Origin of the sequence: Micromonospora sp. H61, assembly GCF_018070325.1 — a bacterium.
In the GTDB taxonomy this organism is placed as follows: domain Bacteria; phylum Actinomycetota; class Actinomycetes; order Mycobacteriales; family Micromonosporaceae; genus Micromonospora; species Micromonospora salmantinae.
In genome coordinates, this window is sequence record NZ_JAGPXY010000110.1 from 1 (window position 1) to 13226 (window position 13226).

The 13226-nt window shown below is 71.3% G+C and carries 13 protein-coding genes; 9 read left to right on the forward strand and 4 right to left on the reverse strand.

Features of this window, described 5'->3' with window-relative positions; genetic code table 11:
- The 7 genes from KBX08_RS30785 to KBX08_RS30815 all read left to right on the forward strand — a co-directional run.
- The coding region (locus KBX08_RS30785) for a prenyltransferase/squalene oxidase repeat-containing protein (RefSeq protein WP_210787211.1) at positions 1 to 1380 on the forward strand (1380 nt) is incomplete at its 5' end.
- Positions 1381 to 1503: 123 nt separating this feature from the next.
- Positions 1504 to 4062, forward strand: a complete 2559-nt coding sequence (locus KBX08_RS30790) for a nitrate- and nitrite sensing domain-containing protein (protein WP_210787213.1) — start codon at positions 1504 to 1506, stop codon at positions 4060 to 4062.
- A gap of 91 nt (positions 4063 to 4153) precedes the next feature.
- On the forward strand, positions 4154 to 4576 hold the full coding sequence (locus KBX08_RS30795; RefSeq protein WP_091403761.1) for a roadblock/LC7 domain-containing protein: 423 nt from the start codon (positions 4154 to 4156) through the stop codon (positions 4574 to 4576).
- A 5-nt stretch (positions 4577 to 4581) separates the two neighbouring features.
- Positions 4582 to 4968, forward strand: coding sequence for a DUF742 domain-containing protein (locus tag KBX08_RS30800; protein ID WP_203125011.1), 387 nt, complete (start codon positions 4582 to 4584; stop codon positions 4966 to 4968).
- On the forward strand, positions 4949 to 5560 hold the full coding sequence (locus KBX08_RS30805) for an ATP/GTP-binding protein (protein ID WP_112588672.1): 612 nt from the start codon (positions 4949 to 4951) through the stop codon (positions 5558 to 5560). Before KBX08_RS30800 ends, KBX08_RS30805 begins: the two co-directional genes overlap by 20 nt.
- A gap of 85 nt (positions 5561 to 5645) precedes the next feature.
- The gene (locus KBX08_RS30810) at positions 5646 to 5981 is read left to right on the forward strand and encodes a YciI family protein (protein ID WP_210787214.1); all 336 of its coding nucleotides are present in this window, start codon (positions 5646 to 5648) and stop codon (positions 5979 to 5981) included.
- A 5-nt stretch (positions 5982 to 5986) separates the two neighbouring features.
- Positions 5987 to 7246 (forward strand): RNA polymerase sigma factor, encoded by a 1260-nt coding sequence (locus KBX08_RS30815; RefSeq protein WP_282102948.1) that lies wholly within the window; start codon positions 5987 to 5989, stop codon positions 7244 to 7246.
- Between the two features lie 12 nt (positions 7247 to 7258).
- Here KBX08_RS30815 and KBX08_RS30820 read toward each other — a convergent pair whose 3' ends face one another.
- Both KBX08_RS30820 and KBX08_RS30825 read right to left on the reverse strand, forming a co-directional pair.
- Positions 7259 to 7447 carry a DUF397 domain-containing protein gene (locus tag KBX08_RS30820; protein WP_210787215.1) on the reverse strand — a complete coding sequence of 63 codons (189 nt, stop codon included), beginning with the start codon at positions 7445 to 7447 and terminating at the stop codon, positions 7259 to 7261.
- Positions 7438 to 8205, reverse strand: coding sequence for a DUF5753 domain-containing protein (locus tag KBX08_RS30825; RefSeq protein ID WP_210787216.1), 768 nt, complete (start codon positions 8203 to 8205; stop codon positions 7438 to 7440). The genes KBX08_RS30820 and KBX08_RS30825 overlap by 10 nt, the downstream gene beginning before the upstream one ends.
- Before the next feature lie 114 nt (positions 8206 to 8319).
- Between KBX08_RS30825 and KBX08_RS34175 the strand changes: the two genes are divergently transcribed.
- Positions 8320 to 8763 (forward strand): hypothetical protein, encoded by a 444-nt coding sequence (locus tag KBX08_RS34175; RefSeq protein WP_247670354.1) that lies wholly within the window; start codon positions 8320 to 8322, stop codon positions 8761 to 8763.
- Between the two features lie 312 nt (positions 8764 to 9075).
- Here KBX08_RS34175 and KBX08_RS30835 read toward each other — a convergent pair whose 3' ends face one another.
- Positions 9076 to 11928: an aconitate hydratase gene (locus tag KBX08_RS30835; RefSeq protein ID WP_210787218.1), complete on the reverse strand. Its 2853-nt coding sequence runs from the start codon at positions 11926 to 11928 to the stop codon at positions 9076 to 9078.
- A gap of 213 nt (positions 11929 to 12141) precedes the next feature.
- On the opposite strand from KBX08_RS30835, the gene KBX08_RS30840 reads away from it, so the two are divergent.
- Positions 12142 to 12879 carry a DedA family protein gene (locus KBX08_RS30840; RefSeq protein ID WP_307850699.1) on the forward strand — a complete coding sequence of 246 codons (738 nt, stop codon included), beginning with the start codon at positions 12142 to 12144 and terminating at the stop codon, positions 12877 to 12879.
- A 69-nt stretch (positions 12880 to 12948) separates the two neighbouring features.
- Here the strand turns inward: KBX08_RS30840 and KBX08_RS30845 are convergent.
- Positions 12949 to 13226 (reverse strand): C39 family peptidase (locus KBX08_RS30845; RefSeq protein ID WP_210787220.1); only part of this gene is annotated, 278 nt, incomplete at its 5' end.

The window sequence follows — 13226 nt, forward strand, 5'->3', positions numbered from 1 at the left end:
CGGTACGCCCTGGTGCCGACGCTGAGCGCCACCGACGCGCTGCTCGCGGCACTGGCCGACGGCAGGGCCGGGACGGAACTGCTCGCCCCGGTGGCCCGTGGGCTCGGCGCGCTCGTCGGCACGCTGCTCCCCACCGACGCCCGGACTCTGCCGGACACCCCCGCGCTGGACCTCATCGGTCCGGCGCTGGTCGACACGATCAACGACCGGCTCGCCGGGCTGGAGCGGGCCACCGCCGCCCAACTGCCCCGCCCGCCGTTGCCGCTGCCCACCGGGCTCAAGCGGGACCGGCTGCGCGCGGTGCGGTCCGCTGTGGCCGCCGGAGCGACGCTGCCACCGAAGCTGGCCCACTTCTACGAGATCCTGGACGCGACACCCACCGACGCCGGCCCCACGCTCACCGCGGTGGGCGCCTCACCCGCCGCGACCGCGGCCTGGCTGACCGCGGCCGGCCCGGCCGCCGGCCCCACCGCGCACGCCTTCCTGCTGGCGTTGATCCGCGACGGAGACGGCCCGGTACCCTGCCCGGCACCGATCACCGTCTTCGAGCGGGCCTGGGTGCTGAGCGGCCTGCGTCGCGCCGGGATCGCTGTCAACCCGCCGGCCTCCGTCCTGGAGAGCCTGACCGCTGCCACCACCGGCCAGGGAATCGCCACCGGCGACGGACTGCCGACCGACGCCGACACCACATCGGTGTCCCTCGACGCGTTGGCCCGGCTCGACCGTCCGGCGGACCCGGCCAGCCTGTGGGCGTACGAGACGACTGACGGTTTCTGCACCTGGCCGGGGGAGGACGGCTTCTCGGTCACCACAAACGCCCACGTGCTGGACGCCTTCGGTCAGCACCTGATCCGGCACCCGGACGCGGACGGGCGCTATCACCGGGCGGTCGACCGGCTGAGCGCGGTGCTGACCGGGCATCAGCGCGCTGACGGCGCCTGGCAGGACCGGTGGCACGCCTCGCCGTACTACGCCACCGCCTGCTGCGTGCTGGCACTGGCCGAGTTCGGGCGGGGCGCGGCCGCCGCCGAGGCGGTGGATCGGGCGGCCGGTTGGGTGCTGAGCAGCCAGCGCGCGGACGGTTCGTGGGGGCGGTGGGACGGCACCGCCGAGGAGACCGCGTACGCCCTCCAGGTGCTGCTGACGGTGCCGACGACGGTGCCACGGGTCGACGACGCCGTGGCGCGTGGGCACGCCTACCTGCACGAATCCGCCGACCGGGAGCACCCTCCACTGTGGTACGGCAAGGAGCTGTACTGTCCGACCGTCATCGTTCGCGCCACTGTGCTCGCCGCCTGCCGACTGGCCGGCGTTCGTGCCTCGGGCGTGGACCGATCGGTGGTGGATTGCGGTTACCAGTCAACAAAAACAGCAACTTGAGGGGTTGTGTGGACACTGCTAGCGTACGCAGAGCCTCAGCCCGGATGCCCCGCTGTGGTGGGACGTCGCCCCCTCTGATCATTCGTTGATGAGCTGAGTCAACGCCCAGCCTGGGACGGTTCAATGCGTTCTCGCGGTACGAGTATCCGCACCAAGGTTGTCGCCCTGCTGCTCTCCCTGGTCGCGCTCTGGATGTTCGCGGCGTGGGTGACCCTGCGTGACGGGTTCAACCTGCTCGGTGTCCAGTTGCTCAACAGCAAGGTCTACACGCCGAGCGAGCCGCTCTTGCAGGAGCTCCAGGTGGAGCGGCGATTGACCCAGGCGTACCTGAGCAACCCCGAGGCCGCGCAGCGGACGGCGCTCGAGGCCGAGCAGCGCAAGACCGCGCAGTTGGCCGCCGACTTCGCCGCCTCGGTGCGCAACTGGCAGGTCGACGTCGCCGGCAGCTCCGCACTGGACACGCAGCTCGGTATGACGATCGCCCAGGTCAACGGGTTGGAGCGGACCCGCGCGGAAGTGCTGGACCGCAAGATCGACCGGATCGCCGCCGCCGAGGCGTACACCGACACTATCGAGTCGATCTTCCAGATCTACGACGTGACGGGCAGCCTGGACGACAAGCAGATCGCCGGCGAGGCCGCTGCCCTGATCCAGCTCAACCGGATGAAGGAGCTGATCTCCCAGGAGGACGCGCTGCTCAGCGGCCTCTTCGGCAACGGTCGGATGAGCGGCGCCGAATACGCCCGCTACGTCGCGCTGGTGGGCTCGGAGCGGTTCCTCGGTGAGGAGACCCGGGTCCGGCTCGCCGACGCCGACCAGCGCCGTTACCAACAGCTCGTCGAGGGTGAGGCGTTCACCCGGCTGCGCGCCGTGCAGGACAGCATCATCCGCGAGGGCCGGCCGTCGACCCAGCTGCCGGTCGGTGCCGAGCAGTGGCGGGGCACTGTCGAGCCGGCGCTGGCCGAGGTGAACGACGTCGTGACCGCCGGCGGTGAGGGCATCGTGGACCGGGCCACCGGCGTCGCCGTGATGGTCGTCGTCCGGCTGGTGCTCGCCACCGGCCTCGGCCTGCTCGCCGTCATCGCCTCGGTCGTCGTCTCCATCACCACGGCCCGGACCATCATGCGCCAGCTCGAGCGGCTGCGGCAGGCCGCCTGGCAGCTCGCCGACGAGCGGCTGCCCCGCGTGGTCGAGCGGCTCGGCCGAGGCGAGGAGGTCGATGTCGCCACCGAGGCACCCCCGCTGGAGTTCGGCACCGACGAGATCGGCCAGGTCGGCAAGGCGTTCAACGCGGTCCAGGAGACCGCGCTGCGCACCGCCGTCGAGCAGGCCGACCTGCGTCGCAACGTCCGCGAGGTCTTCCTGAGCCTGGCCCGACGCACGCAGGCACTCGTCCACCGCCAGCTCACCCTGCTCGACGCGATGGAGCGCCGCGAGCACGACGCGGAGGAACTGGAGGACCTGTTCCGGGTCGACCACCTGGCCACCCGGATGCGGCGCAACGCGGAAAACCTGATCGTGCTCTCCGGCTCCACCCCCGGTCGGGCCTGGCGGCGCAACGTCCCGGTGGTCGACGTGGTACGCGGCGCCGTGGCCGAGGTGGAGGACTACACCCGGGTCAACGTGCTTCCGCTCGGGCCGGTCTCGCTCGCCGGCCGCGCGGTCGGCGACGTCATCCACCTGCTCGCCGAGCTGATCGAGAACGGCCTGTCGTTCTCCCCGCCACACACGACAGTCGAGGTCCGCGGCCAACTGGTCTCCAACGGCTTCGCCATCGAGATCGAGGACCGGGGCCTCGGCATGAGCGAGGAGGACCTGGCCGCGGCGAACCACCGGATCGTCGACCAGTCCGAGCTGAACCTCGCCAACGCCGCCCGCCTCGGGCTCTACGTGGTGAGCCGGCTGACCGAACGGCACGGCGTGCGGGTACGGCTCAAGGAATCCGCGTACGGCGGCACCACAGCGGTCGTGCTGATCCCGCTGGAGCTGGTCACCGAGGCCGGCGCCTCCCCGGAGGACTCCGGCTCGTTCCGGACCGGCTCGGCCATCGCGATGCCGTCGGCGCCCGCGAAGGACAGCGGCCGTCCGGCGACCCTCACACCGGTCGCGCTCGCCACACCGACGACCACCGCTTCGGAGGCGGCGGTGACCTCGGTGGCGCCGATGCCGGCCGACACCACAGCGCCGGCGACGGACGAGGAGGTCGAGGCGGACACCGTTCTCCCCACCCGACAGCGGACCACCCCGGCAACCGGCACCCCCGACCTGCCCACCCGCGCCCGGCGCGGGCCGGCTCAACCAGCCCTGGAAGCCCCGACCGTGCCCACCGGCCTGCCCGCCGTCGACCGCACCCGCCCGGAGACCCCCGACGGAGAGCCGGCCCCGGCCGGCGACGGTGGCCCGGCGCCCGCCCGCGCCGAGGCGGAGCGGACCGACTCCGGCCTGCCCGTCCGGGTCCGACAGGCGAACATCGTTCCCGAGTTGCGAGACGACCCGGCGGTGTCCGAAACCGACGACGAGGATGTGGTGCGCCCACCGGAGCAGGTTCGCCGGATGATGAGCTCCTACCAGACCGGCACCCGGCGTGGGCGGACCGACGCGGCTCGGCTGCTCGGCGGCGCCTCCGGCGCCCCGGCGGCGACGCCGTCCGAGCCGACCGACGAGGATCCACAAGCGACCTGACCGAGCACCGACGACGCGGGTTGCCGCGCGGTGTGACGGTCGAGCCCCAGACGAACAACGGCGCACAGCCGGGCGAGAAGAGGACGACGAAGTGACCCAGAAGACGGCTTCGAGCGCCGACCTGACGTGGTTGCTGGATGACCTGGTGGGCCGGGTGAAGCAGGCCGAACACGCGGTCGCGCTCTCCACCGACGGCCTCTTGATGGCCTCCTCCCAGGGGTTGAGCCGGGACGACGGCGAGCACCTCGCAGCGATGGCGGCCGGCATCCAGAGCCTCGCCCGAGGCGCCGGCAAGCGCTTCGGTGGTGGACAGGTGCAGCAGACCATCATCGAGATGCAGTCGTCGTTCCTGTTCGTCACCGCGGCCGGCCGCAACGCCTGCCTGGCCGTACTCGCCAGCGAGGACGCCGACGTCGGCCTGATCGCCTACGAGATGGCGATGCTGGTCACCCGCGTCGGCAAGTACGTCGCGTCGCCGTCGCGCGGCACCGATCAGCAGGTCGGCGAGAGGTAGCGGCGATGACGGTCCAGGGGGAGTCCGCAGACCATCAGTGGGTGGATGACCACGCGGGTCCGGTGGTGCGTCCGTACGCGATGACGCGTGGTCGGGCCCGCCCGGTCACCGGCACATTCGACCTGATCTCCCTGGTCACGGCCACCCGAGCCGAGGTCACGCCCGAGGTCGGTCTCGGTCCCGAGCATTTGGCGATCGTCGGGCTGTGCCAACGCATACAGTCCGTCGCCGAGATCGCCGCCCATCTCGACCTGCCGGTGGGCACCATCCGGGTGCTCCTCGGTGATCTGGCGGCCCGCAGCCTGGTGCAGGTCCGCGAGCCGCAGACCACGGCCGGTCTTCCCGACAACAGCATCTTCGAGGCGGTAATCAATGGACTACGGGCACTCTGACCGGCCGGCGGGAGCGACGCCACTGCCCACCGCGATCAAGATCCTGGTCGCGGGCGGCTTCGGCGTGGGCAAGACGACAATGGTTGGCGCGGTCAGCGAAACCCGGCCGTTGCGCACCGAGGAGGTGCTGACGGAGACGGGGGTCGGCATCGACGACCTGTCCGGGGTGGAGGGCAAGACCACCACCACCGTGGCCATGGACTTCGGCCGGATCACCATCAGCGACGACCTGGTGCTGTACCTGTTCGGCACGCCGGGGCAGGACCGGTTCTGGTTCGTCTGGGACGAGCTGGCGTTGGGGGCGATCGGCGCTGTGGTGCTGGCCGACACCCGCCGGCTCGCCGACTGCTTCCCCTCGATCGACTACTTCGAGGGTCGGGGCACACCCTTCGTGGTGGCGGTGAACTGCTTCCAGGACGCCCGGAAGTACCGACTCGACGAGGTGCAGGCCGCGCTGAACCTGGACCCGGGTGTGCCGGTCCTGCTCTGCGACGCCCGGCAGCGTGAGTCCAGCAAGGAGGTGCTCGTCACGCTGATGGAGCACGCAATGAAGACCCGCGAGGCCCGCCGCCGCGCCGCCAGCGGAGACTGACCAGAGTTTTTCGGGGGAGGGTGTCCGGAACGCCGCCCGCCGATCGTCATGCTGGCGACACCCCGAGACACCAGGGAGCGACCAGATGAAGTACATGATGTTCGTTTGCAGCGACACCGAGCCGGACACCGACCCCACCGAGCTACCCGACATCGAGAAGTGGGTGGCGGAGAACGACTCTCGGGGCCGCCGCCTGACCGGCAACGTCTTCGCGTCGCCCAGCGCGGCCACCACCGTCCGTGTTCGCGACGGTGAGCTGCTCGTGTCCGAGGGGCCGTTCGCGGAGACCGCCGAGGTGATCGTGGGCTTCGACCTGCTCGACTGCGCCGACCTGGACGAGGCGATCGAGGTGGCCCGCACCCACCCGATGGCCCGCGTAGGACGACTGGAACTGCGTCCGTTCGCGGACCTGTCCGACTGACGAGGTTGTCCACCCCGCAGCGCCGGCCGGTGCGCAACCCGGCACCGGCCGGCGCGGCGGCGGCGGAGGCCGTCGCGGCCGCCAGCGTCGAGGCGTACCCCCGGATCGTCGCGACCCTGATCCGGGTGACCGGGGACTGGGCGTTGGCCGAGGACTGCGCCCAGGAGTCGTTGACCGTCGCGCTGGAGCGTTGGCCCACCGACGGTGTGCCGGCCAACCCGGGCGGCTGGCTCATGACGGTGGCGCGCAACCGGGCGATCGACGTGCTGCGTCGGGCCACAGTGGAGCGGCTCAAGCTGCACGACCTGGCGTTGCTCACGCGAGACGAGGCGCAGCCCGAGCCCGAGGCGGGGCAGGACGTGGTGGACGACCGGCTGCGTCTCATCTTCACCTGCTGCCATCCGGCGCTCGCGATCGAGGCCCGGGTGGCGTTGACGCTGCGAACGGTCTGCGGTGTGCCGACCGCCGACATCGCGCGCCTGCTGCTGGTCAGCGAGTCGACGATGACCCGCCGGTTGACCCGGGCGCGCACCCGCATCACCCAGGCCGGCATCCCGTACCGGGTGCCGAGCGGGCCGGCGCTGACCGAGCGGCTGCCCGGCGTCCTCGCCGTGCTGTACCTGCTGTTCACCCGGGGCTACGTCGCCGACGGCGAGCCGGCTTTCGCCGACGAGGCGGTCCGGCTGGTCCGACTGCTCGACCGGCTGATGCCCGACCAGTCCGAGGTCGCGGCGTTGCTGGCGCTGTGCCTGTTCCAACACTCCCGTCGGGACGCCCGCCGCGACGCCGACGGCAACCTGCTCACCCTGGAGCGGCAGGACCGCGACAGGTGGGACCGTGCCGCCATCGCCGAGGCCCTGGTCGCCCTCGATCGGGTACGCCACGACGGGCCGTACGCGTGGCAGGCCAGGATCGCCGCCTGTCACGCCACCGCGGCCTCGGCCGACGACACCGACTGGTCGACGATCGCGGGGGCCTACGACGCGCTCGCCGACCTCCGCCCCTCGCCGGTGATCGCGCTCAACCGTGCGGTCGCACACGGGTACGCGTACGGGCCGGCCGCCGGGTTGGTAGTGCTCAACGCGGCGCGCGCCGGCGGCGGGCTGGACGGCTATCCGCTCGCCGTGGCGGTGCAGGCCGACCTGGTGGCCCGGCAGGGCGACCGGCGGCGTGCGGCAGGACTCTTCCGGGAGGCGGCGGCAGCTGTGGGCTCAACCGCCGAGCGTCGTGCGCTGCTCGACCGGGCCGACGAACTCGCCCGGTAGGGCAGTGGGGGGTCAGCCGCGCTTGGCCAACACCAGGAACCGGGTCCAGGCCGCCGGGTCGAAGGCGAGCGCCGGACCGGCCGGGTCCTTCGAGTCACGTACGCCGATGACGCCCGCGAGGTTATCGGCCACCTCGACGCAGTTTCCGCCGTTGTTGCCGCTCTTGCTGCTCTTGCGCCACCGAGCGCCGGTCAGGTCCATGATGCCGCCGCTTCCCTGATGAGATTGAGGGACTGTGCCCGCGACAGGGCGCCGTCGCGAATTCGTTCCCACCGTCGATCGAGCGTAGCAACGTCGGCAACCCTGTCGATGAGTTGCGCCTGCGCCTGGCTGTCGACGTGCGCGACCCGGGCCCCGTCCGGCATCTCGGCCACTGTGAACGGCCCACCGAGGCCTGGATACATGCCGACGTCGGTGGGCACGACGAACAGTGACACGTTCGGCAGCGTGGCCTGCTCGGCCAGCCGCTCGCACTGCTCCCGCATCATGGCCCGGTCGCCGTCGAGGGTGCGCCGCAGGACTCCCTCGTCGAGGACCGCGACGAGCAGCGGCGGGCGTTCCCGGCGCAGGATGGCCTGCCGGCCCAGCCGCGCCTCGGCGAGGTTGTCGGCCTCGGCCGGTGTCAGCGCCTCACCGACAAGCGTCGCCAGCGCGTACGCCTTGGTCTGAAAGAGGCCCGGTATCCACGCGAGCTCGAACCACCGCAGCGACAGTGCCTCGCGCTCGATCTCGGCCCAGGGCCGGAACCAGGCCGGCGTCCGGCGCTTCAGCGCGTCCGGCCACAGCTCGTCGACGTTCCGGCCGAGCAGCTCGGCGACCCGCGCGCGGTGACGCGTCTGCGGAATTCGTCCCGTGCTCGCCCACTTGGCGGCCGTCTTCGGATCGACACCAATCTGCGCAGCGAGACTGTCCGCTGTGTGGCCCCTCTCGGCCATCGCCGCCTGTACTGCTCGATTCATCCCCAGACCCTCCAGAACGTTCCAGACGTCGGAAGGAAATACTTCTACGCGGTGTGATCGCTTGGCAACCCTCGGCAGGGTGCTGTGTAGACAGCATCGAAGAGGGAGCACCGGATGGCCGACGACAGGTCCTGCAACCGCCCACATCGGCCGGGCAATCGACCGGGGCAACCGGCCTCGCCCCGTGCGAACGTCGCCGGCCCGACCGGGCCACGGCACCCGCCGCACCGTGGTCCCGGTCGCGCGGAGAACGTCGTACCCGAATCACGCTGGCGGTCCCGGTGCGACCCGCCGGTCGCGCACACCGCCGACGGCCCGCTGTGGACGTGCGACGCCTGCGGTAGGGACTGGCCCTGCCCGGTGCTGCGAGCGACCCCGACGGACGCGGCCCGTCGCGCGACACTGATCCCCGAGTTCTCCCGGATCACCCGCCGGGCGATCCGCGACCTGCGCGGCCAGCCCGGCGGACCCGACCCGGTCGCCATCGTCCGCCGTTTCCTCTGGTTCCTGCCCCTCACCGACGAGGAAGCACGGGCGGTCGCACTGCGGCTGCGCTGAGCTGGGGCGTGCGCTGCTGACCCGCCCCTCGCACCATCCGGCCCGGCGGTGCAGGTGCTCCTCGTGTCCTTTGCTCTGCACCCGCCCACGCGCCAGTTACGGGCCGTTCGTGGTGCGCGGGCGGGTGCAGAGCAAAGGACGCAACCTGAACCGGGCGGCGGGCCCGGCTGCCCACCGAAGGCGGCGACAACCCGTGCGGCCCGGCGCCACGACCGGGCCGATGGAGGCCACTGCCGAGTCGAGAGCGAGGAGAAACGAAAGGGCCGCCCCCCGCAAGCGCGGAAAGCGGCCCTTTCGCCGGACGTCGGTACGTCAGTCGGCGATCATGCGGCGCAGCACGTACTGCAGGATGCCGCCGTGCCGGTAGTAGTCCGCCTCACCGGGGGTGTCGATCCGCACCACGGCGTCGAACTCCACGCCGGTGTCGGTGCTGACCTGCACGGTGCGCGGGGTCTCACCGTCGTTCAGGGCGGTCACCCCGGTGATGGTGAACGTCTCGGTGCCGGTCAGGCCGAGCGACTCGGCGGTGACGTCCACCGGGAACTGCAGCGGCAGCACGCCCATCCCGATGAGGTTCGAGCGGTGGATCCGCTCGTACGACTCGGCGATGACCGCCCGGACGCCCAGCAGCATGGTGCCCTTGGCCGCCCAGTCCCGCGACGAGCCCGAGCCGTACTCCTTGCCCGCCAGCACGACCAGCGGGATGCCGGCCTCCTGGTAGGCCACCGAGGCGTCGTAGATCGAGGTCTGCTCGCCGGTGAGGTGGTTGACGGTGAAGCCGCCCTCCACCCCGGGCACCAGCTGGTTGCGCAGCCGGATGTTGGCGAAGGTGCCCCGGATCATCACCTCGTGGTTACCCCGGCGGGAACCGTACGAGTTGAACTCGTGGCGCGGCACGCCGTGCTCGGCCAGGTACGAGCCGGCCGGGGAGTCCGCCTTGATCGCGCCGGCCGGCGAGATGTGGTCGGTGGTCACCGAGTCACCCAGCTTGGCCAGCACCCGGGCAGCGGAGATGTCGACGACCGGGCTCGGCTCCTGCTGCATGCCCTCGAAGTACGGGGGCTTGCGCACGTAGGTGGAGTCGTTCTCCCAGGCGAAGGTGTCGCCGGTCGGGGTCGGCAGCGACTGCCACCGCTCGTCGCCGGCGAAGACGTCGGCGTACGCGGCGCTGAAACCGGTGGCGCCGATCGCCTGGGCGATGACGTCCTGGATCTCGGCGCTGTTCGGCCAGATCTCGCGCAGGTAGACCGGGTTGCCCTCGGTGTCCTCACCGATCGGCTCGTTGGCCAGGTCGATGTCCATGGTGCCGGCCAGGGCGTAGGCGACCACCAGCGGCGGCGACGCCAGGTAGTTCATCTTGACGTCCGGGTTGATCCGGCCCTCGAAGTTCCGGTTGCCGGAGAGCACCGAGACCACCGACAGGTCGTGCTCGTTGACCGCGGCGGACACCTCCTCGGGCAGCGGGCCCGAGTTGCCGATGCAGGTGGTGCAGCCGTAGCCGACCAGGTTGAAGCCGAGCTTGTTCAGGTACGGGGTGAGGCCGGCCCGCTCGTAGTAGTCCATGACGACCTTCGACCCGGGCGCCAGGGTGGTCTTCACCCACGGCTTGCGGGTCAGGCCCTTCTCCACGGCGTTGCGGGCCAGCAGCGCGGCACCGATCATCACCTGCGGGTTGGACGTGTTGGTGCAGGAGGTGATCGCGGCGATCACCACGGCGCCGTGGTCCAGCTCGTACTCGACGCCGTCCGCGCCGGTGACCCGAACCGGGTTGCTGGCCCGGCCACCCGCGCCGACCGCAGCGGTCTCCAGGTCACGAGGCTCGTCGGCCGGGTCGCTGAACTCGTTGGCCGGCGGGTCGCTGGCCGGGAAGGACTCGGCGCTGGCCTCGTCGGCCGGGCCGTTGGCGCCACGCGGCAGCTCCTCGCGGGGGACACCCGGCTTGAGGTCGCGCTCACCGACGGAGTCGTCGGCCACGTAGTCGGTCAACGCGGAGCGGAACAACGTCTTCGCGGCACCCAGCGGCACCCGGTCCTGCGGGCGCTTCGGGCCGGCGAGCGACGGCTCGATGGAGCCGAGGTCCAGCTCCAGGCGCTCGGAGTAGTCCGGCTCGGCGTCCGGGTCGTGCCAGAGGCCCTGCTCCTTGGCGTACGCCTCGACGAGCGCGACCTGCGCCGCGTCGCGGCCGGTCAGCTCCAGGTAGCGGATCGTCTCCGCGTCGATCGGGAAGATCGCCACGGTGGAGCCGTACTCCGGGGACATGTTGCCGATGGTGGCCCGGTTGGCCAGCGGCACGGCGCCCACGCCGGGGCCGTAGAACTCGACGAACTTGCCGACCACACCGTGCTTGCGCAGCATCTCGGTGATGGTCAGCACCAGGTCGGTGGCGGTCGTGCCGGCCGGCATCTCACCGGAGAGCTTGAAGCCCACCACCCGGGGGATCAGCATGCTGACCGGCTGGCCGAGCATCGCGGCCTCGGCCTCGATGCCGCCGACGCCCCAGCCCAGCACGCCCAGGCCGTTGACCATGGTGGTGTGCGAGTCGGTGCCGACCACCGTGTCCGGGTACGCCTGGCCGCCCCGCTCCATGATGGTGCGGGCCAGGTACTCGATGTTGACCTGGTGCACGATGCCGGTGCCCGGCGGGACGACCTTGAACTCGTTGAACGCGGACTGACCCCAGCGCAGGAACTGGTAGCGCTCCTTGTTGCGCTCGTACTCCAGCTCGACGTTGCGGGCGAACGCGTCCTCGCGGCCGAACAGGTCGGCGATGACCGAGTGGTCGATGACCAACTCGGCCGGGGCGAGGGGGTTGACCTTGCTGGCGTCGCCGCCCAGGTCACGCACTGCCTCGCGCATGGTGGCCAGGTCGACCACGCAGGGCACGCCGGTGAAGTCCTGCATCAGGACCCGCGCCGGGGTGAACTGGATCTCCACGCTCGGGGCGGCGGTGGAGTCCCACCCGCCGAGCTGGCGGATGTGGTCGGCGGTGATGTTCGCGCCGTCCTCTGTCCGCAGCAGGTTCTCCAGCAGGATCTTCAGGCTGTACGGCAACCGCGCGTGGCCGTCCACCTTGTCGATCTTGAAAATCTCGTAGCTCGCGTCTCCGACGCGTAGCTGGGTCTTCGCACCGAAGGTGTCGAGGCTCGCCACGTCGTACTCCTTCACACCAGCGACCGTGAGTAGTCCTGAGCAGTCTGTCGCACCGGTCGGGGTGCCGCCGAGGTTAGGTGACACTTACCGCCCGATTCCGCTTCCAACAAAACCGTACGTCCGTCTTGCTATATGCGCAACCCGGCGTCACGGGTCGGGTGACCCACGACCACGCCGCGCCGTCGGGTCGGCGGGGTAGGGTCGGGGCCGATTCGGAAGGGGTGCCGAGTGATCGACGTTCAGCACTGGCTCTCGGCACTGCCTCCGGGCGTGGTCTACCTGCTCGTCGCCGGCGTGATCGGCGTGGAGAGCATGGGCGTCCCGCTGCCCGGCGAGATCGTCCTGGTCAGCTCCGCCCTGCTCGCCGCCACCGGAGTGGTCGAGCCGGAGTGGGTGGCCAGCGCGGCGGCGTTCGGCGCCATCGTCGGCGACTCCGTCGGGTACGCGATTGGCCGACGCGGCGGTCGTCCGCTGCTCGCCCGGCTGGGCAGACGGTTCCCCAAGCACCTCGGCCCGGCACAGCTCGCCCGCGCCGAACAGAGCTTCGCGCGGCACGGCGTCTGGGCGGTCTTCTTCGGTCGGTTCGTGGCACTGCTGCGGATCCTGGCCGGGCCGCTCGCCGGGGCGCTGCACGTGCCGTACCGCCGCTTCCTGGTGGCGAACGCGGCCGGCGGGTTGGTCTGGGCCTTCGGCACGACGTACCTGCTCTACTCCGTCGGCCGGGCGGCCGAACACTGGCTGAAGGACATCTCCTGGGCCGGGTTGGTCCTCGCGGTGCTCGCCGGGCTCGGCAGCACCTGGTGGCTGCGCCGCCGCGCGCACCGCGTCACGTCGGCCGACGGCGCCGCTGACATGACGGCGACCGAGGTGCCTTCCGGCGTGGAGACGGCCCAGGTGGCTTCCGGTGGTCAGTCGGCTGCGGTTGCGCCCGGTGTGGAGTCGGTGCGGGCGGGCAACGAGCACTGACCTGGGCGTGCACGAAGGGCCGGACCCTGGTGGGGGTCCGGCCCTTCGGTGTGTGCTGGGTGTGTGTGGTCAGCTGGTGGCGTAGCCGCGGGTGGCGATCCAGTCCGCGAGGTGTTCGGTGCTGATCCAGTAGGAGGCGGTGTTCGCATCGGCGGAGTCGGCGATCTTGACGGTGTTGCCGTTGTCGCGGTAGCCGACGACGCTGATGTAGTGCCCGCCCTCGTAGGAGTGGGTGACGCCGTCGGTGTCGGTGCTGGTGCCGGCGATGTTGGCGACCACGGCGCGGCCGTCGTCGACGGTGCGGACGATGTCGGCGCGCAGGGTGTCGGTCTGCTTGGTGTCGGCGT